This is a genomic window from Cellulosimicrobium sp. TH-20 (assembly GCF_002105775.1).
Taxonomy (GTDB): Bacteria; Actinomycetota; Actinomycetes; order Actinomycetales; family Cellulomonadaceae; genus Cellulosimicrobium; species Cellulosimicrobium funkei.
Genome location: NZ_CP020857.1, coordinates 2,172,255 through 2,192,914 on the forward strand (window position 1 = coordinate 2,172,255; position 20,660 = coordinate 2,192,914).

Genomic DNA, 20,660 nt, shown 5'->3' on the forward strand with positions numbered 1-20,660 from the left:
CGGTCGTCCGTACCAGGCGGACGAGTCATCGGCTTTTGCTTGACGATCGCCAAAAGGTACCCTACTGTCCCCTCCCAAGGCGACATGGACGTCGTCGAAAGGTGTGGAGGCCCGACGGTGGGCCTCCGGTCCGGGCGACGACCGCCCCACGAGCTCCCCCTGGTCCCCGATCGCAGGTCGCATCTTCGGCATCCCTGCTCGTACAGGGCTTGCCGGACACTATCGCCTCCACAGCACCCCGGGGCACCCCGGGAGCGGCGGGAGCGTTCCCATCCGGCGATCAGGGCGCGCACACTTTTGTCGGTCACGGAGTGGTAACAGTGGCAAAAGACGACAACCTTATGATTGACGCTCGTCAAAAGGTTCGCTAGGTTCACCGCATGGTCACCGCAGACCCTCCCCAGCCGCTCCTGCAGATGCAGGGCATCGTCAAGGTCTTCCCCGGGGCTCGTGCGCTCGACGGCGTCGATCTCGAGATCCTCCCGGGCGAGGTCCACTGTCTCCTCGGCCAGAACGGGGCCGGCAAGTCCACGCTCATCAAGGTGCTCGCCGGTGCCCACCAGCCCACCGAGGGCCGGATCCTCCTCGACGGCGAGCCCATCACCATCTCCGACCCCGTGGCAGCGCTGAAGCACGGCGTCGCGACGATGTACCAGGAGCTCGACGTCGTCGACGGCCTGACCGTCGCGGAGAACGTCTACCTCGGGCACGAGCTCGCGACCATGGGGTTCTCCCAGCGCCGCGAGGCGGTGCGCAAGACGCGCGAGCTGCTCCAGCGGCTCGGGCACTCGGAGGTCTCGCCGAGCACGGAGGTCGGACGGCTGTCGGCCGCCGGCAAGCAGATCGTCTCCATGGCCCGGGCGCTGTCCCACGACGCGCGCGTCATCATCATGGACGAGCCCTCGGCGGTGCTCGACTCCGAGGAGGTGGGCAACCTCTTCCGCGTCGTCAAGGAGCTGACCAAGGCGGGGGTCGCCGTCGTCTACATCTCCCACCGGCTCGAGGAGATCCGCGAGATCGGCGACCGCATCACCGTCCTCAAGGACGGCCGGACCGTCGCGCAGAACCTCCCGGTGTCCGAGACCCCGACGGCGAAGCTCATCACGCTCATGACCGGGCGCTCGGTCGAGTACGTCTTCCCGGACTCCGACGGCCCGGTGGACGCCGCTCCCGTCGTGCTCGACGTCGCGGGGCTGAGCCTGCGCGGCGTGTTCGCGGACGTGTCGTTCCAGGTGCGCGCCGGGGAGATCGTCGGTCTCGCCGGGCTCGTGGGCGCGGGCCGCTCGGAGATCATCGAGACGGTCTACGGGGCGCGCAAGGCGACCGCGGGCACCGTGACCGTCGACTCCACGAGGCTGCGGCCCGGGTCCGTGGCCTCCGCCGTCGGTGCCGGGATCGGGCTCGCGCCCGAGGAGCGCAAGAGCCAGGGCCTGCTCCTCGACGAACCCGTCTACCGCAACGTCACGCTCTCGACGTTCTCGCGCTTCGCGCGCTTCGGTCTCCTCGACGAGAGCGCCGAGCGCAAGGCGGCGAAGGAGCAGGCCGACTCGCTCGAGCTGCGCCCCACCGGCGTCGACCGGGCCATCCGCACGCTGTCGGGCGGCAACCAGCAGAAGGCGATGCTCGCCCGCTGGCTCGTCCACGGCTGCCGCGTGCTGCTCCTCGACGAGCCCACGCGCGGCGTCGACGTCGGCGCGCGCGCCGAGATCTACGCCCTCATCCGCAGGCTCGCCGACGAGGGTGCCGCCGTCGTCGTCGTGTCCAGCGAGATCCCCGAAGTCCTCGGCCTCGCCGACCGCGTCCTCGTCGTCTCCGAGGGTCGCGTCGTCCACGAGGGGCCCTCGAGCTCCATCGACGAGCACCAGGTGCTCGACATGGTCATGGAAGGAAGTGTCGCGTGAGCGAGCAGCAGGTGTCGGCGTCGATGCCGACGAAGAAGCCGGAGGCCGACGAGTCGGCCCGGGTCGAGAAGGCCGCGGGCGAACGCCGCAAGAGCGGGTTCATGTCCGGCGCCGCGGGGCGGAACATCGGCCTCGTCGTCGCTCTGCTCCTCCTGTGCGTCGTGGGCTTCGCGACGGGCGGCGAGCGGTTCCTGAGCGTCAGCAACCTCATGACCATCCTCAGCCTCGGGTCGGTCGTGGGCGTCGTGGCCATCGGGATGACCTTCGTCATCACGACGGGCGGCATCGACCTCTCCGTCGGCTCGGTGCTCGGTCTCGCGTCCGTCTGGGCGACGACGCTCGCGACGCAGTCGTACGGCTGGGTCGTCATGGTGATCTGCGCGCTCGCGGTGGGCATCGGCGCCGGCCTCCTCAACGGCCTGATCGTCGCCTACGGGAAGGTCGTGGCGTTCATCGCGACGCTCGCGATGCTCGTCGCCGCCCGCGGTCTCGCCGAGCTCATCGCGCAGAAGCGCACGCAGATCGTCCAGGTCGACGCGTTCAACGACGTCTTCCGCGGCAACCTCCTCGGGGTGCCGAAGATCGTGTGGATCTTCGCGGTCGTCGCCGTGCTCGGCTGGTTCCTCTTCAACCGCACGACGTTCGGCCGCCGGACGGTCGCCGTCGGCGGCAACGCCGAGGCCGCTCGGCTCGCAGGCATCAAGGTCAAGCGCCACCTGCTGTACGTGTACGCGCTGTCCGGCCTGACCGCGGGCATCGCCGGCGTCATGATCCTCGCCCGCACGAGCGCCGGCTCCTCGACCAACGGCCTGCTCATGGAGCTCGACACCATCGCGGCGGTCGTCGTCGGCGGCACGCTCCTCGCGGGCGGCCGGGGCACGATCGTCGGCACCGTCCTCGGTGTCCTGATCTTCACGACGCTCACGAACGTCTTCATCATCAACAACATCGACAGCTCGGTGCAGCAGATCGCCAAGGGCGCGATCATCGTCGGCGCGGTCCTGCTCCAGCAGCGCCTCTCCCGGCGCACCACCTAGCGACCCCGGGCCCCGCGGCGCCCCCGCACCACGCCGCAGCCCGACGAGCCCCGCACCACCCCCACCCCGCCAGTTCCCCTGAGGTTCCACCCGCAGGACAGCATCGAAGGAGATCCCATGTCCGCACGCACCACCCTCCGCCGCCGCATCACGCTCGCGACGGTCTCGGCCGCCTCGATCGCGCTGATCGCGACGGCGTGCACCTCCAACACGCCGCAGGACGAGGGCACGGCCGAGGGCGACGGCGGGGGCAGCGCCAACCAGGCCGTCTCCGACAACGACGCCCCGGGCGACCCGATCGTCATCGGCTTCTCGGCCCCCGCCGCCGACCACGGCTGGATGGGCGCCATCACGACCGCCGCCGAGGCGGAGGCCGCGGAGTACGAGGACGTCGAGCTCCGTGTCGCCGACGGCACGAACGACGTGAACGTCCAGATCAGCCAGATCGAGGGCTTCATCAACGACGGCGTCGACGCGATCGTGCTGCTGCCGTTCGACGGCGCCGCGCTCACCGAGGTCGCGACCAAGGCGATGGACGCCGGGATCCCCGTCATCAACGTCGACCGTGAGTTCTCCAGCCCGTTCGCGGCGCGGACCACCGTCCTCGGTGACAACTACGGCATGGGCGTGAGCGCCGGCCAGTACATCTGCGAGCAGCTGGGCGACAACCCGGACGCCGTGGTCGCCGAGATCGCCGGCATCGACTCGCTGCCGCTCACGCAGGACCGCAGCCAGGGCTTCGAGGACGCGCTGTCCGACTGCGGCCTCGACGTCGACAACCGCGTCGCCGCGGACTTCACGGTCCAGGGTGGCGAGGCCGCGACGGCCAACCTCCTCCAGGCCGCGCCGCAGATCGACGCCATCTGGAACCATGACGACGACCAGGGCGTCGGCGTGCTCTCCGCGATCGAGAACGCGGGCCGTGACGAGTTCTTCATGGTCGGCGGCGCCGGCTCGAAGCAGGTCATGGAGCACATCCAGGCCGGTGACTCCGTCCTCCAGGCGACGGTCGTCTACCCGTCGACGCAGGCCGCGGACGGCATCAAGCTCGCCCGCCTCGTGGCGCACGAGAAGAACCTCAGCGACCTCGCGTCGTCCGACGTGCCGCGCACGGTCCAGCTCTTCGCGCCCGTCGTGACGAAGGACAACGTCGACCAGTACCTGCCCACCGCGTTCCAGTCCTGACGGACCCGCTGACACCCGTCAGCACGCAGCAGGAAGCACGCGGACCACGCCCACGGTCCGCCCGGGTACCGCCCGGCCGGACCGTGGGCGTGCGCCGTGAGAAGCACGGAAGGAACGTCATGGCAGGAAACGACGGCGCGCAGCTCGGCGTCGGCATGGTCGGGTACTCGTTCATGGGGGCAGCGCACTCGCAGGCCTGGCGGACCGCCCCCCGGTTCTTCGACCTCCCCCTCGACCCGCGGATGCGGGTCCTCGGCGGCCGCAACCCGGAGGCGGTCGCCGCCGCCGCGCAGCGGCTCGGCTGGGAGTCCACGGAGACGAGCTGGCAGGCGCTCGTCGGCCGGGACGACGTCGACCTCGTCGACGTGTGCACGCCCGGCGACACCCACGCCGAGATCGCGATCGCCGCGCTCGAGGCCGGCAAGCACGTGCTCTGCGAGAAGCCGCTCGCGAACACGGTCGCCGAGGCCGAGAAGATGGTCGCGGCCGCCGAGGCCGCCGCGCGGCGCGGGCAGGTCGCGATGGTGGGCTTCACCTACCGCCGCGTGCCGGCGATCCAGCTCGCGCGCCAGCTCGTGGCCGACGGCCGCATCGGCACCGTGCGGCACGTGCGCGCGCAGTACCTCCAGGACTGGATCGCGGACGAGGACGCGCCCCTGTCGTGGCGTCTGGACAAGACCAAGGCCGGCAGCGGCGCGCTCGGCGACATCGGCGCGCACGTGATCGACCTCGCCCAGTTCATCACCGGCGAGCGGATCACGAGCGTCTCCGGCCTGCTCGAGACGTTCGTCAAGGAGCGTCCCGTCGCGACGGAGTTCGCCGGTCTCTCAGGACAGGGCGGCACCGAGCGCGGCCCCGTCACCGTGGACGACGCCGCGATCTTCCTCGCCCGGATGTCCGGCGGCGCGATCGGCACGTTCGAGGCGACCCGGTTCGCCTACGGCCGCAAGAACGCGATCCGGCTGGAGATCAACGGGTCGAAGGGCTCGGTCGCGTTCGACTTCGAGGACATGAACGTCCTGCACTACTTCGACGCCGCCGACGACCCGGCCGTCGCGGGCTTCCGCCGCATCGTCGTGACGGAGCCGCAGCACGCGTACGTCGGGCACTGGTGGCCCGCGGGCCACGGCCTCGGCTACGAGCACGCCTTCACGCACCAGGTCGTCGACCTGGTCGAGGGCATCGCCGCGGGGACGCACCCGGCGCCGACCTTCGCGGACGGCCTGGTGGTCCAGCGCGTGCTCGACGCGGTCGAGCGCAGCGCGGCGTCGGGCGGCTGGGTCGAGCCCTAGGTCTCGACCCGCCGCACGGACGGCAGACCGGTCGTCGGCCGCGCGCAGGTGCACGGCCGACGACCGGACGACGAGAGGAGGTACGACCGCCGCGCTGGCGGCGAGGAAGGTGCCCGGCGGAGCACCGAGACAGTCCGCCGACGAGCCCGGGACGGACGGCAGGCCGATGGCGCCGACCCGGCGGAGCGCAGCACAGTTCCCCATCTCGACGAGGAGACCTTGTGAGAAACGTGCTTGGAGGATCGCTCGCCATGAGGCGCACGGTCGCGGCAGCAGCCGCGGCGGCGATCGCTCTCCCCCTGACCATCGCGACGGCGGTGTCGGCCACGGCGGCCCCCGCCGCCGGGAGCGTCGCTCCGGCGGCTCCGGTCGCAGCCGCCGCCGACACCGCACCGTTCGACGTGCTCGTCTTCAGCAAGACCGCCGGGTTCCGGCACGGGTCGATCCCCGCGGGCATCGCGGCGATCCAGCAGCTCGGCGCGGAGAACGACTTCGACGTGACCACGACCGAGGACGCGGGAGCGTTCACGGACGAGAACCTGGCGCAGTACGACGCCGTCGTGTGGCTGTCCACGACGGGTGACGTCCTCAACGACGACCAGCAGGCCGCGTTCGAGCGCTACATCCAGAACGGCGGCGGGTACGCGGGCATCCACGCGGCGTCCGACACCGAGTACGACTGGCCGTGGTACGGCGAGCTGGTCGGCGCGTACTTCAGCAGCCACCCGCAGAACCAGGACGCGACCGTCAAGGTCGAGGACCACGCCCACGAGTCGACGGCGCACCTGCCGTCGCGCTGGGACCGCTACGACGAGTGGTACAACTACCGCACCAACCCGCGTGACACCGTCCACGTGCTCGCGAGCCTGGACGAGACGTCCTACACCGCGGGGTCGGGCGCGATGGGCGCCGACCACCCGATCGCCTGGTGCCAGGCGTACGACGGCGGCCGCTCGTGGTACACCGGCGGCGGCCACACGAACGAGTCCTACGCGGAGCCGGAGTTCCTCCAGCACCTGCTCGGCGGCATCCAGACCGCCGCGGGCGTCGTGCCGTCGGACTGCGCCGCGTCGCAGTCGGACAGCTACGAGGTCGTCTCGCTCGACGAGGAGACGTCCAACCCGATGATGCTCGACGTCGCCCCCGACGGGACGGTCTTCTACGTCGAGCGCGACGGGCGCGTCCGCCTCATCGACCCGGAGAGCAACCAGACCACGACGGCGATGACCCTCGCGGTCACGCAGGCCAACGAGGACGGGCTCACGGGCGTCGTCCTGGACCCGGACTTCGGGGAGAACGGCTGGGTCTACCTCTTCTGGTCGCCGCAGGACGTCGGGACGGACGGGCCGCACAACCGCGTCTCGCGCTTCACGTATGACGAGGCGACCCGGACGATCTCGGCCGCGAGCGAGGAGAAGGTCCTCGTCATCCCGACGCAGCGCGAGACGTGCTGCCACGCGGGTGGTGACATGGTCTTCGACGGCGACGACAACCTCGTGATCGTGACGGGCGACAACACCAACCCGTTCGAGTCGGCCGGCTACGCGCCGCTCGACGAGCGCGCGGGCCGCACGTCGTACGACGCGCAGCGCACGTCGGCGAACACGAACGACCTCCGCGGCAAGGTGCTGCGCATCCACCCGGAGGACGACGGCACGTACACGATCCCCGAGGGGAACATGTTCGCCCCGGGCACGGACAAGACGAAGCCCGAGATCTTCGCGATGGGCTTCCGCAACCCGTTCCGCATCGGCGTGGACCAGAAGACGGGCAACGTGCTCGTCGGCGACTACGGCCCCGACGCGCAGAACGCCAACCCGAGCCGCGGCCCGGGGAACACGGTCGAGTGGAACATCGTCGCGGAGCCGGGCTTCTACGGGTGGCCGTACTGCACCGGTGACAACGCGGCGTACATCGACTACAACTTCGCGACCGGCCAGTCGGGCCAGGCGTTCGACTGCGCCAACGGCCCCGTGAACGACTCGCCGAACAACACCGGCCTGACCCAGCTCCCGCCGGCCGTCGCGGCCGACGTCTGGTACAACTACGCCGGCAACCCGCTCTTCCCGGAGATCGGCGGCGGTGGCGCGCCCATGGGCGGCCCCGTCTACGACTACGACCCGGAGCTCGACTCGGACGTCAAGTGGCCCGAGTACTGGGACGGCAAGGCGATCTTCGGCGAGTGGAACCAGGGCAAGATGTACTCGTTCCAGCTCGACGGGGAGAACCGCGACGAGCTCGTCGACATCAACCGGATCCTGCCGAAGCACTTCGACCCCGCGGCGGGCTTCTACCGCGCGATGGACTTCGACTTCGGTCCGGACGGCTCGCTCTACGTCATCGACTGGGGCCAGGGCTTCGGCGGCAACAACACGACGTCGGGCATCTACAAGGTCAACTACGTGCAGGGTGATCCGACGCCGATCGCCCGCGCCAGCGCGGACGTGACCAGCGGCGCCGCGCCCCTCACGGTGCAGTTCTCCTCGGAGGGCACCCGCCACCCGGCGGGCGACCCGATCTCGCTGCAGTGGACGTTCGGCGACGGGTCCGACCCGTCGACCGAGGCGAACCCGGTGCACACCTACACCGAGAACGGCAGCTACACCGCGCAGCTCGTGGCGACCGACGCGAACGGCCAGACGGGCTTCGCGAACGTCAGCATCGTCGTCGGGAACCAGGCGCCGAGCGTGACGATCACGTTCCCGGACAACGGTGGCGTGTTCGAGTGGGGCGACCAGGTGCGCTACGTCGTCGAGGTCGAGGACCCCGACGGCGAGGTGGACTGCTCCAACCTGCAGATGATGACCGCGCTCGGGCACGACGCCCACGCGCACCCGATGGAGGAGCTGACCGGCTGCGAGGGCGTCATGCAGACGGCCCGCGACGAGGGCCACGGGCTCGAGGCCAACATCTTCTGGGTGCTCGAGGCGTTCTACACCGACGACGGCGGCGAGGTGGGCGTCCCGCTCACGACGAACTCGCTCCAGATCCTGCAGCCGAAGCTGCTCCAGGCCGAGTACTACACCTCGACGGGCCGGCTCCCCGGCTCGGCGAGCACCGGTGACCCGGGCGTCCAGACGGAGCAGACCAGCGACAGCGCGGGCGGCGGCCAGAACCTCGGCTACATCGAGGTCGACGACTGGTGGGCCTACGAGCCCATGTCGCTCTACAACGTCGAGGGTCTCGGCATGCGCGTCGCGTCGCCCTCGGGCGGCACGGTGTCCGTGCGCTGGGACGCGCCCGACGGTCCGGAGATCGGCCGGGTGACCGTGCCGAACACCGGTGACTGGCAGGCGTACACGATGGCGACGACGGAGATCACCGACGTGCCCGAGGGCACGGGGACGCTCTACTTCGTCAACGTGGCCGGCCAGATGAACGTCAACTGGCTCGAGTTCGACGGCCGCGGCGTCACGGACAACGTGCGCCCGACCATCGACACGTTCGAGGTCACGCCGACGGAGGGCACCGCTCCTCTGGAGGTCACGGCGTCGGTCACGGCGACCGACCCCGAGGACGAGGCCGTCACGTTCGCGTGGGACGCGGGCCTCGGCGACGGGTTCGTCGACGGCACCGACTCGTTCGCGGTCACGTACGACCAGCCGGGCACCTACCGGCTCCAGGTGCGGGCCACCGACGAGCGCGGCGCGTACTCGGTCGAGTACACGACGGTGACCGTCAAGGCGCCCGAGACCGGTCCGGGGCTCTGCTTCTCCGGCCGCTCGGACGACTTCCTCGGCACCGACCTCGACGAGGACCGCTGGACCGTGACGAACCGCGACCAGAACCTCGTCGTGCGCGACGGGCGCCTGGTGGTCCCCACGGCGACGCGGGACTTCTACGGCACGGACAACACCGTCGTGCCGAACCTGGTGCTCCAGGACCTCCCGGACGGACCGTTCACGGCCACCGCGAAGGTGACCCTGCCGGCCCGCCAGCAGTACCAGCAGGCCGGTCTGCTGATCTGGGAGGACCAGGACAACTACGCGAAGATGGTGCTCCAGGGCCGGTCGGCCACGGCGGACCCGGCGACGCGGATCTTCCAGTTCATCCGTGAGGAGAACGCCCAGCCGAACGAGGTCAACGAGTCCAACTCGGCCGCGCTCGGTGCCGACTACCCCGACACGGTCTACGTGCGGTTCGTCAGCGACGGCGCGAGCCTGCAGGCGGCGTACTCGGCCGACGGCATCGACTTCACGACGATGCCGCAGACCAAGTCGATCGCCGACCTGGAGAACGCGAAGATCGGGCTCGTGGCCCTCAAGGGCAACAACACGACCACCCCGGTCGTCGACGCGGAGTTCGACTGGTTCCACATCACGCCCGACGACACGGCGGCGGCCCCCGGGCCGGACGACGAGTTCGACGGCGACGCCCTCGACACGTGCCGCTGGTCGATCGTCCGCGAGGACCCGACCGGCTACCGCGTAGCGGACGGCTCCCTGCAGATCGACACGACGCCCACGGACATCTACGGGACGGACAACCGCCCGGTGCCGAACATCGTGCTGCAGGACCAGCCGGGTGACGAGTGGACGATCGAGACCGTCGTCGACGGCTCCGCGTTCGACCGTCAGTACCAGCAGGGCGGTCTGATCGTCTACGGCGGCGACGACGACTACGTGAAGCTCGACTACGTGGTCGACAACCAGGCCGGCCAGGCGCGCAACGCCCGGATCGAGCTGCGCAGCGAGGTCGGCGGCGTGGTGCAGAACCCGCAGCCGCAGACGGGGAGCCTCGCCGAGTCGGTGTGGCACCTGCGCCTCACGCGCTCCGGTGACACGTTCACCGGCGCGTACAGCGCGGACGGCGAGACGTGGACCACGTTCGACGAGAGCGTGACCAACGCGCCCGCCGCGGACGCCAAGGTCGGTCTCTTCGCCCTCGGGGCGTCGGCCGACACCGGTGCTCCGGCGTCCTTCGGCCACTTCCGGGTGGTCGAGGACGAGGCCGAGCCGATCGCCGTCACCATCACCGCGGAGACGCGGTGCATGGCCGGCAAGGTGTTCGTCGCGGTCCGCGCGGCGAACGACGACACGGTCCCGCTCGCGATCACGCTCGAGACCCCGTACGGGTCGAAGCAGGTCGCGGACGTCGCGCCGGGTGCGAACGCGTACCAGTCGTTCGCGTCGCGCGCCGTCGCGGTCGACGCGGGCACCGTGACCGTGACCGCCACGGACGCCGAGGGGAGGACGTTCTCCGGGACGGCGGACTACGCGGCCCGGTCCTGCTCCTGACGAGCTCCGGCGGGTCGGTGCGCTGAGCACCGGCCCGCCGGGCACCGCGCTCGGCGCGCGGGCGCTCGGGCGTCCGGGCGGCCCATCGGCCGGGCCGACCGTACGCTGCCCGCACGACGAGCACGACGGGGACCTCCGGGTCTCCGGCCCCGGCGCCCGGGAACGGGCGCTCCGGCCCGGCGCCGGGGCACCCCGGGGGACCGGCGACGACCGCCGCCCCCCACCGCACACGGACCCACGACGAGGTGATGACCCGATGTCCCGTACGCCCCGCCAGCGCACCAGCCCCCGACCTCCGGGCGGCACGCGGCTCCTGCCGCTCCGCCGGACGACCGCCCCCGTGCGGCGCCGCCCCCGCGCGCTCCTCACCGCGGCGCTGGGCCTCCTGCTCGGCGGCGTGCTCGCGCTCGTCGGCGCGGCCCCGGCCGGCGCCCACGGCGGCGACGTCGTCATCTCGCTCGGCACGGACGGCCAGGGCGGCGTGTCCGCGAACCTCACCTGGAAGGTCGACGGCCACCCCGTGGAGGAGGCGGCCGACGTCTCGGTGACGGGGGAGTCCGCGGCCGGCGAGACCGTCGGCCCCCTCACGCTGCGGTCGGCGTCCGAGGGCGTCGGCTGGTACACGTCCGACCCCGGCGTCCTCGCCGACGGCAACTGGACGCTCACCGCCACGATCACCCACCCCGCCGAGGCCACCGCGACGGCGCAGGTCGACGTCGTGCCGTTGCCGGAGCCCGCCCCGCGCGAGGGCGACGACGCGGCGGCGCAGGAGGGCGGCGAGGCCGCCGGCGCGGAGGGTGACGCGGCGGGCGCCGACGCGGCCGGCGACGACGCCGCCGCAGGCGACGACGCCGCCGGAGAGGGCGCCGCGGGCGACGGCACCGCCACGGACGACGGGTCGACGAGCGCGCTCGTGTGGGTCGCCGTCGCCGTGGTCGCCGCGCTGCTGCTCGCCGCGGGCTACGTCGTCGTGCGGCGCCGCGCGCGCGCGTCGGGCACCGACGAGGCCGCGGGGGACACGCCCCGCCCCCTGACCAAGACGTCCGCCCGGTGACCCCGGGCACGAACCGAGAACGACCGAAGGAGACACGACCATGGCACGACCGATCACCCTCTTCACCGGGCAGTGGGCCGACCTGCCGTTCGAGGAGGTGGCACGCCTCGCGTCCGGCTGGGGCTACGACGGCCTGGAGATCGCGTGCTGGGGCGACCACCTCGACCCCTGGCGCTGGGACGACGACGAGTACGTCCAGGGCAAGCTCGACCTGCTGGCCAAGTACGACCTCAAGGTCTACGCGATCTCGAACCACCTCAAGGGCCAGGCGGTGTGCGACGACCCGATCGACCAGCGCCACCGCGACATCCTGCCGGACGTCGTGTGGGGCGACGGCGACCCCGAGGGCGTGCGCCAGCGCGCCGCGGAGGAGATGAAGCACACCGCGCGCCTCGCCGCGAAGCTCGGCGTGAAGACCGTCGTGGGCTTCACGGGCTCGGCGATCTGGAAGTACGTCGCGATGTTCCCGCCGGTCTCCCAGGAGGCGATCGACGCCGGGTACCAGGACTTCGCGGACCGCTGGAACCCGATCCTCGACGTGTTCGACGAGGTCGGGGTGCGGTTCGCGCACGAGGTGCACCCGAGCGAGATCGCGTACGACTACTGGACGACGGTCCGCACGCTCGAGGCGATCGGGCACCGCGAGGCGTTCGGCCTCAACTGGGACCCGAGCCACATGGTGTGGCAGGACCTCGACCCGGTGAGCTTCCTGTGGGACTTCAAGGACCGCATCTACCACGTGGACTGCAAGGACACGAAGAAGCGGATGCACAACGGCCGCAACGGCCGCATGGGCTCGCACCTGGCCTGGGCGGACCCGCGCCGCGGCTGGGACTTCATCTCCACGGGCCACGGCGACGTGCCGTGGGAGGACGCGTTCCGCATGCTCAACACGATCGGCTACGAGGGCCCGATCTCGGTCGAGTGGGAGGACGCGGGCATGGACCGTCTCGTCGGCGCGCCCGAGGCCCTGGAGTTCGTCAAGAAGTACGCGTTCGACGCGCCTGACGCGGCCTTCGACGCCGCGTTCTCGACCAAGTAGCACCGCAGTCTCCCCGTCGGCCGGCGTCGCCGGCCGGCGGGTGGGGGCAGTCCGACGCGCCACCGCCCCCGGTCGTCCCGACGGCCGGGGGCGGTGGCGTGCGCGCGTCCGGGCACGACTATGTGAGCCTTCACATTTGTTTTGCGGCCAGGGTTATCTAACCGTGACGGTCAATGTTCGGCTTTTGCTTGACCCTCGACATAAGTGCCCCTACGTTGTCATCCATGCGAGCCGACGACGTCGCGCAGGACGTGCGTACCCCGGTGCTGGAGCCGGAGACGCCCCTCCCGGGAGCGACCACGCCAGGGGCCTCGACCGCCCGAAGCACCTTCCCCGCCAGCAGCCCCGACGAGCTCGGGCTGCCCGCCGCCGGGTATCGCGCCGGGATCCTCGGCACCGGGTTCATGGGCGGGGTCCACGCCCGGGCCGTGCGCACGGGCGGAGGCCGCGTCGTGAGCGTCGCCGCCGCCGACCTCGACATCGCGCGCGCCGCCGCGCCGGGTCTCGGCGCCGAGCGCGCCGTCGCGACGGTCGAGGAGCTGCTCACGGACCCCGAGGTCGACGTGGTGCACGTGTGCACGCCCAACCACCTGCACGTCCCCCTGGCGCGCGCGGCGCTCGCCGCCGGCAAGCACGTGGTGTGCGAGAAGCCGCTCGCGACCGACGTCGCGGGCGCGGTCGAGCTCGCCGGCCTCGCGGCCGCGGCGCGCGAGCGGGACGGTCGCGTCGCCGTCGTGCCGTTCACCTACCGCTTCCACGCCATGGTCCGCGAGGCGCGCGAGCGCGTGCGCCGCGGCGAGGTGGGCACCGTCTCGCTCGTGCACGGCTCGTACCTGCAGGACTGGCTGCTGCGCGACTCCGACGACAACTGGCGCGTCGACCCCGCGCTGGGCGGCGCGAGCCGCGCGTTCGGCGACATCGGCTCCCACTTCTGCGACCTGCTGGAGTTCACGACGGGCCAGCGCATCGTGCGCCTCGTCGCGCAGTCGGCCACGGTGAACCCGCACCGCCGGGGCGCCGACGGCGTCGTGCACGAGGTCGCGACCGAGGACGCCGTGACGCTCCAGTACGCGACGGACGGCGGCGCGCTCGGCTCGGCCGTGATCTCGCAGGTGTCGGCCGGCCGCAAGAACCGGCTCTACCTGGAGATCTCCGGCTCGGAGTCCACCCTCGCGTTCGACCAGGAGCAGCCCGAGACGCTCTGGGAGGGCCGGCGCACGACGTCGCGCCTCCTCGTGCGCGACCCCGAGACGCTCTCCCCGGCGGCGGCCCGGTACTCGCGCCTCCCCGCCGGGCACGCGCAGGGCTACCAGGACTGCTTCGACGCGCTCGTCGCCGACACCGCCGCGGCCATCGGGGGCGCCGTCCCGGACGGCCTGCCCACGTTCGACGACGGCCTGCGCGCCGCGCGGCTCGCCGACGCCGTGGCCACGTCGGTGCGCACGGGCGGCTGGGTCGAGGTCGCGTCGTGACCGCGACGACGACGCGCGAGCCGCGTCCCGCCGCGGGGGAGGGCGACGACCGGCCGCTCCTGCGCCTGCGCGGCATCGGCAAGGAGTTCTTCGGGAACTCCGTGCTGCGCGGGATCGACCTCGACGTGCGGCCCGGCGAGGTCCACGCGCTCGTCGGCGAGAACGGCGCCGGCAAGTCCACGCTCATGAAGATCATCGCCGGCGTGCACCGCCCCGACGCGGGCACGCTCGAGCTCGACGGCGAGACGACGACGTTCGCCTCGCCGCTCGCCGCGCAGCACGCGGGCGTGTCGACGGTGTTCCAGGAGTTCAACCTCCTGCCCGAGCGGTCCGTCGCCGAGAACGTCTACCTCGGCCGCGAGCCGCGCCGCGCGGGCCTCGTCGACCGGCGGCGCATGCACGCGGACACGACCGCCCTGCTCACCGAGCTCGGCCTGACGGGGCTCGCGTCGTGGACGCGCGTCGGCTCGCTGTCCGTGGCGCAGCAGCAGATCGTCGAGATCGTCAAGGCCGTCTCCTACGACGCGCGGATCATCTCCATGGACGAGCCGACGGCGGCGCTCGCCGACCAGGAGGTCGAGCTCCTCTACGAGCTCGTGCACCGGCTCAAGGAGCGCGGCGTCGCGATCCTCTACGTCTCGCACCGCCTCAAGGAGATCTTCGACCTCTGCGACACCATCACGGTGCTCAAGGACGGCAACCACGTGCTGACGACGCCGACGGCGGACATCGACGCGGACCGCCTCGTGCGCACGATGGTCGGTCGCGACTTCGCGGGGTACTTCCCGGACAAGGACCCCGCGATCGTCCCGGGCGAGGTGCGGCTCGCGCTCGAGGGCGTCGGCAACACGCAGGTCGACGACGTGTCGTTCGAGGTCCGCGCGGGCGAGATCGTCGCGCTCGCCGGGCTCCAGGGCTCGGGGCGCACGGAGATCGCGCACGGCGTCTTCGGCATCGCGGGCTTCACGCGCGGCCGCGTCCTCGTCGGCGGGAAGCCGGTCGACGTGCGCTCGCCGCGCCAGGCGGTCCGCGCCGGCCTCGCGCTCGTCACCGAGGACCGCAAGGCCGAAGGGCTCGCGCTGGGCCAGTCGATCCTCGCCAACGCGCGCCTCGTGCTCGACGCCGTCGTGCCCGGCCAGGCCGACCGGTGCGCGAAGCGCATCCCGGGCATCCTGTCCTCGCTCGAGCTCGTCGCGAGCTCGCAGGAGGCCGAGGTCCAGTACCTGTCGGGCGGCAACCAGCAGAAGGTCGTCCTCGCGAAGTGGCTCGTCACGGACCCGCAGGTCATCGTGCTCGACGAGCCGACGCGCGGCATCGACGTGGGCGCCAAGCGCGCGGTCTACGACCTCATGCGCGAGCTCACCGCGAACGGCGTCGCCGTCCTGTTCATCTCGTCCGAGCTCCCCGAGGTGGTCGCCATGGCCGACCGCGTGCTCGTCATGCGGGACGGCCGCCTCGCGGGCGAGCTCCCCGCGGGCAGCGACGAGGAGACCGTCATGGCGCTCGCCACGGGCGCGGGCGAGGACACCTCCGGCGAGCACGTCCAGGTCGACCTCGGCGCCCTCGCCGACGCCGACGACCTCCCGGGCGCCGACCCCGGCACCACGCCCCGCAGCGCCCCGCACGCCCCCGACGGCCCGAAGGAGCACCGATGAGCACCGCGGTCGCGACCGCCGCCCCCACCGCGAGCCGCGCCCCCGCGCGCCGCCGCCGGCTGGGCTCGACGGAGATCGTCTACCTCGCCCTCGTCGGGATCCTCGTGATCGCCGGCGTCCTCGTGGCCGTGGGCGGCGGCAACCTGTTCAGCACGGCGAACACGGCGTACATGCTCACGCAGACGAGCCTCCTCGGCTTCGTCGCGATCGGGCAGACGTTCGCCGTCCTGTGCAAGTCGCTCGACCTGTCCGTCGGCTACGTGGTCGCGCTCAGCTCGATCGTCGGCGCGACGACCATGGCGGGCGACCCGTCACGCGTCTGGCTCGGCGTCCTCGCGGCGGTGGGCGTCGCGGCGGTCGTCGGCCTCGTCAACGGGCTCGTCATCGCGAAGCTGCGGGTCAACGCGTTCATCGCGACGCTCGGCGTCGGGCTCATCATCAAGGGCTACCTCGACACGCAGTTCAAGGGCCCGGCGGGGGAGGTGCCCGCCTCGTTCCAGATGTTCGGGTACACGCGTGTCGGGCCGGTCCCGGTCTCGACGATCGTCATGCTGCTCGTCGCGGCCGCGGGCGTCGTGCTCCTGACGCGCACCCGCCCCGGGTACCACATGTTCGCCGTCGGGGGGAACACCGACGTCGCGCGGCTCTCGGGCATCCGGACGGACCGGACGCTGGTCCTCGCGCACGTGCTGTGCTCGGTCTGCGCGGGCGTCGCCGGTCTGCTCATCGCCGCGCGCTTCGGCACCGGCAACGCGCTCGTCTACTCCTACGGTCTCGACCTCGACTCGATCGCCGCCGTCGTGCTCGGCGGGACGCTCCTCATGGGTGGGCGCGGCTCGGTCGTCGGGACGGTGGGCGGCGTGCTCATCCTCGCCGTGCTCGACACGGTGTTCAACGTGCTCGACGTCGACCCGTTCTTCAAGGACGTGCTGCGCGGCGTCATCATCATCGCCGCCGTCGCCCTGTACGCCCGGCGCCAGATCGACCCGGCGAGCAGCCGGGCCCGCTTCCGCCCGACCCGCACCGGAGGTGCGTCCGCATGACCACCGACACCACGCGCCGGACCATCCCGGCGCGCGCGCCGCGGGCCGGCTGGCTCGAGCGCCTCACCGCGGGCGGCAGCTGGACCGTGTTCGCTCTGCTCGTGCTCGTCTTCGCGGTCATCCTCGTGATGAACCCGTCGTTCGGCGAGCCCATGTCGCTCATGGCGTTCGTCAAGAAGGCCGCGCCGCTGGTCATCCTCGCGATCGGGCAGTACTTCGTCATCGTCTCGGGCGAGTTCGACCTGTCGGTCGGGTCGCTCGTGGGCGCCCAGGTCGTCATCGCCGCGAAGCTCATGGACGGCGAGGACTCCATGACCTGGCCCGTCATGGCCCTCATGATCGTCTTCGGCCTCGCGGTCGGGCTCGTCAACGGCCTCGTGACCACGCTGCTCAAGGTGCCGTCGTTCATCACGACGCTCGGCATGATGCTCGTGCTCTACGGCGCGATCCGGCTCTGGACGGGCGGCGCCCCCACGGGCGCCCTCACCGACGGGTTCCGGCAGTGGGGACGCGGGGGCATCCCCGACACCCCGGGCCAGTTCCAGGTGCCGTACGCGCTGCTCGTCGTCGTCGTGCTCGGCGTGGCCGCGGCCCTGCTCATGCGCCGCCCGTTCGGCCGCACGCTCGTCGCCACGGGCGACAACGACGTCGCGGCGGGCTACGCGGGCGGCTCGGTGTGGTGGGTGCGCACGCGCGCGTTCCTCCTCTCGGGCTTCCTGGCGACCGTCGCGGCGATCCTCATCGGCGGGTACGCCGGCGTCACCGCCCAGGTCGGGCAGGGCCTGGAGTTCATGGCGATCACCGCCGTCGTGCTCGGGGGCGTCGTCCTCGGCGGCGGGCGGGGGACCGTGGTCGCCGCGATGGCGGGCGCGCTCACGCTCGAGGCGCTGTTCACCCTCTTCAACCAGCTGAGCCTGCCGTCGACGATCCGCCCCGCCGTGCAGGGTGTGATCATCATCGCGGCCGTCGCCTACGCCGCGCTGCCGCGCCGGTCGCGGCGCCGCGCGTCCACCCCCGACGCCCCGCCGGCGGCGGGCCCGACCCCCGCACCGAAGGAGCCCGCCCCCGCGAACGCCTGAGCCCCGCGCGCCCGGCGACGACGCCCGCGCCCCTCCCCGCGCACGACCCCTGCCGGACCCCCGCGCACGGCCGTGCGGCAGCACCCGAGCTGTACCCCCTTCCCCGCACGTTGCGGGACGACGACGTCTCACCAAGGAGAAGAAGGACATGCGACGTACACGAGCACTCCTGGCCGGCACGGCGGTGGCCACGCTGTTCCTCGCGGCCGCCTGCACGACCGACACCCCCACCGACACGGGCGGGGAGACCTCGGCCGAGGAGAGCCCCGCGGGCGAGGAGTCCGGCGGCGCCGACTCCGAGTGGTTCGTCCAGGCGGACTACGACCGCCAGCTCGCCCAGCGCGAGGTCGTGCCCGAGGGCCCGGCCGACCAGCCGTGGCTCCAGGCCATCGAGCCCGAGTACGTGGACACGGCCGAGTTCGCGAGCGCCGAGGGCGGCAACACGCTGTGCTTCTCGAACGCGTCGGTGTCCAACCCGTGGCGCGTCACCGGGTTCATCACCATGCAGCAGCAGGTCGACGTCCTCACCGAGGAGGGCGTGATCGGCGAGTTCCGCGTCTCCGACGCCGCCGACGACGACAACAAGCAGATCTCCGACATCCAGGCGTTCGTCGCGGCGGGCGACTGCGACGCGATCATCATCTCGCCGTCGACCACCGCGACCCTCACGCCCGCCGTCGAGGCGGCGTGCGAGTCGGGCAAGCCCGTCATCGTGTTCGACCGCGGCGTCAACACCGACTGCATGGTGACGTTCATCCACCCGATCGGCGGCTACGCGTACGGCGCCGACGGCGCCGAGTTCCTCGTCGAGAACCTCGAGCCCGGCTCGAAGGTCCTCGCGCTGCGCATCCTGCCCGGCGTCGACGTGCTCGAGAACCGCTGGGCCGCGGCCGACAAGATCTTCTCCGAGTCGGAGCTCGAGGTCGTGGGCGCCGAGTTCACCGGCGGCGACGGGGCGAAGATCAAGGACATCGTCACGCAGTACCTCCAGCGCGGGGACGTGGACGGCATCTGGATGGACGCCGGCGACGGCGCCGTCGCGGCCGTCGAGGCGTTCGAGGACGCGGGCAAGCCGTACCCCGTCTTCATGGGCGAGGACGAGATGAGCTTCCTGCGCAAGTGGAAGGACACGGACATGACCGCCATCGGCGCCGTGTACTCCAACTTCCAGTGGCGCACGCCGATCCTCGCGGCGCAGATGATCTGGGCCGGCGAGCAGGTGCCGTCCGAGTGGGTCCTGCCGCAGTCGCCGGTCGTCGCCGAGGACCTCGACGCCTACCTCGAGGCGAACAAGGACATGCCGTCCCTGCACTACGCGAAGTTCGGCGGCGAGGACCTGCCCGGGTTCCCGGAGGCCTGGACCGACCGCTGACGCCAGCACCACCCCGGTCCGGCCGCGCGGCCGGACCACCTGGGGCCGCCCGGTCGCCGTCCGACCGGCCGGGCGCCCCGCCCGCCCGCCCGACGGCGCGGCGTACCTCCCGCACGGGGGCGCGCCGCGGCGTCGGGCACGCGGGCGGGACGGCCGAGTGCTCGGACCCGACGAGAGAGAGCGACGTGGCTCTTCCCGGCCCGACCCCCGCGCACCGCGCGACCGACCTGCTCGCGCCCGACGGCGCGCCCGTCCCGGTGCGCCGGCGCGCGCTCGGCGTCAACACGTGGGTGTGGACGTCGCCCCTGACCGACGACGCGCTGCGCGGCATCGCCCCGCGCGTCGCGGGGTGGGGCTTCGACGTGCTCGAGCTGCCCGTCGAGAACCCGGGGGACTGGGACCCGGCGACGGCGGCCGCCGTGCTCGCCGACCACGGCCTCGCCGCGAGCGTCTCGCTCGTCATGGGCGAGGGACGCGAGCTCGTCGCCACGGACGCCGCGACGGTGCGCGCCACGCAGGACTACCTGCGCCACGTCGTCGACGTCGCGCGGACCGTCGGCGCCCCGGTGATCGGCGGCCCGGCGTACGCGTCGGTCGGGCGCACGTGGCGGCTCGGCCCGGCCGAGCGCGAGGCCACCTACGAGGAGCTCGCCGAGCACCTCGCCCCGGTCGTCGAGCACGCCGTGGCGGCGGGCGTCGTCGTCGGGCTCGAGCCGCTCAACCGCTACGAGACGAGCCTCGTCAACACCGTCGACCAGGGGCTGGAGGTCGTGCGGCGCCTGCCCGCGGCCGGCATCGGCCTCATGCTCGACGTCTACCACATGAACATCGAGGAGACGGACCTGCCCGCCGCGGTGGCGCGCGCGGGCGAGCGCATCGCGCACGTCCAGGTGTGCGGCAACGACCGCGGCGCACCCGGCACCGACCACCTCGACTGGCGCGGCCTGCTCGCCGCGCTCGACGCGACCGGCTACGACGGACCGCTCGTCATCGAGTCCTTCACCGCCGAGAACGCGACGATCGCCACGGCCGCCTCGATCTGGCGCCCGCTGGCGCCGACCCAGGACGCCATCGCCGTCGATGGCCTCGCCTACCTGAAGGGACTGATGCCCGAGCCGGAGAGCACGTAGCCGTAGTCGCAGACGACCGCCGGCGCCGGCACGCCGCGGGATGACGACCACCCTGCCCGGACGACGACGTCCGGGCCCGCACGTCATGCCCCTGGAGGCACCACGATGACTGCACGACGCCCACGCAGGGCGAGATCGGTCGCCGCACTGACCGTCGGGGC

13 protein-coding genes are annotated in these 20,660 nt (G+C 72.2%); all 13 read left to right on the forward strand.

Annotated elements, in window-relative coordinates; genetic code table 11:
• The first annotated feature begins 380 nt into the window (after positions 1-380).
• The 13 genes from B8281_RS09585 to B8281_RS09645 all read left to right on the forward strand — a co-directional run bounded on the left by B8281_RS09585 (position 381) and on the right by B8281_RS09645 (position 20,499).
• The gene (locus B8281_RS09585) at positions 381-1,901 is read left to right on the forward strand and encodes a sugar ABC transporter ATP-binding protein (protein WP_043655207.1); all 1,521 of its coding nucleotides are present in this window, start codon (positions 381-383) and stop codon (positions 1,899-1,901) included.
• On the forward strand, positions 1,898-2,938 hold the full coding sequence (locus B8281_RS09590) for an ABC transporter permease (protein WP_021479938.1): 1,041 nt from the start codon (positions 1,898-1,900) through the stop codon (positions 2,936-2,938). Before B8281_RS09585 ends, B8281_RS09590 begins: the two co-directional genes overlap by 4 nt.
• 117 nt (positions 2,939-3,055) lie before the next feature.
• Positions 3,056-4,123, forward strand: a complete 1,068-nt coding sequence (locus tag B8281_RS09595) for a substrate-binding domain-containing protein (RefSeq protein ID WP_021479937.1) — start codon at positions 3,056-3,058, stop codon at positions 4,121-4,123.
• A gap of 119 nt (positions 4,124-4,242) precedes the next feature.
• The gene (locus B8281_RS09600) at positions 4,243-5,415 is read left to right on the forward strand and encodes a Gfo/Idh/MocA family protein (RefSeq protein WP_021479936.1); all 1,173 of its coding nucleotides are present in this window, start codon (positions 4,243-4,245) and stop codon (positions 5,413-5,415) included.
• Positions 5,416-5,666: 251 nt separating this feature from the next.
• Entirely contained in the window at positions 5,667-10,652 is a 4,986-nt protein-coding gene (locus tag B8281_RS09605) for a ThuA domain-containing protein (protein ID WP_085387591.1), read from the forward strand.
• Positions 10,653-10,908: 256 nt separating this feature from the next.
• Positions 10,909-11,706 (forward strand): hypothetical protein, encoded by a 798-nt coding sequence (locus B8281_RS09610; protein ID WP_144722670.1) that lies wholly within the window; start codon positions 10,909-10,911, stop codon positions 11,704-11,706.
• A 40-nt stretch (positions 11,707-11,746) separates the two neighbouring features.
• Positions 11,747-12,748, forward strand: a complete 1,002-nt coding sequence (locus tag B8281_RS09615; RefSeq protein ID WP_021483379.1) for a sugar phosphate isomerase/epimerase — start codon at positions 11,747-11,749, stop codon at positions 12,746-12,748.
• Positions 12,749-12,972: 224 nt separating this feature from the next.
• Positions 12,973-14,220: a Gfo/Idh/MocA family protein gene (locus B8281_RS09620; protein WP_085387593.1), complete on the forward strand. Its 1,248-nt coding sequence runs from the start codon at positions 12,973-12,975 to the stop codon at positions 14,218-14,220.
• The gene (locus B8281_RS09625; RefSeq protein ID WP_085387594.1) at positions 14,217-15,875 is read left to right on the forward strand and encodes a sugar ABC transporter ATP-binding protein; all 1,659 of its coding nucleotides are present in this window, start codon (positions 14,217-14,219) and stop codon (positions 15,873-15,875) included. The genes B8281_RS09620 and B8281_RS09625 overlap by 4 nt, the downstream gene beginning before the upstream one ends.
• A complete protein-coding gene (locus B8281_RS09630) occupies positions 15,872-16,918 on the forward strand; it encodes an ABC transporter permease (RefSeq protein ID WP_085387595.1) in 1,047 nt (348 codons plus the stop codon). The genes B8281_RS09625 and B8281_RS09630 overlap by 4 nt, the downstream gene beginning before the upstream one ends.
• Positions 16,915-17,997, forward strand: a complete 1,083-nt coding sequence (locus B8281_RS09635) for an ABC transporter permease (protein ID WP_085387596.1) — start codon at positions 16,915-16,917, stop codon at positions 17,995-17,997. Before B8281_RS09630 ends, B8281_RS09635 begins: the two co-directional genes overlap by 4 nt.
• Positions 17,998-18,145: 148 nt before the next feature.
• Complete coding sequence (locus B8281_RS09640; protein ID WP_076406053.1) at positions 18,146-19,369, forward strand: substrate-binding domain-containing protein; 1,224 nt, start codon at positions 18,146-18,148, stop codon at positions 19,367-19,369.
• 185 nt (positions 19,370-19,554) lie between these two features.
• The gene (locus B8281_RS09645; RefSeq protein ID WP_369824885.1) at positions 19,555-20,499 is read left to right on the forward strand and encodes a sugar phosphate isomerase/epimerase family protein; all 945 of its coding nucleotides are present in this window, start codon (positions 19,555-19,557) and stop codon (positions 20,497-20,499) included.
• Positions 20,500-20,660 lie beyond the last annotated feature (161 nt).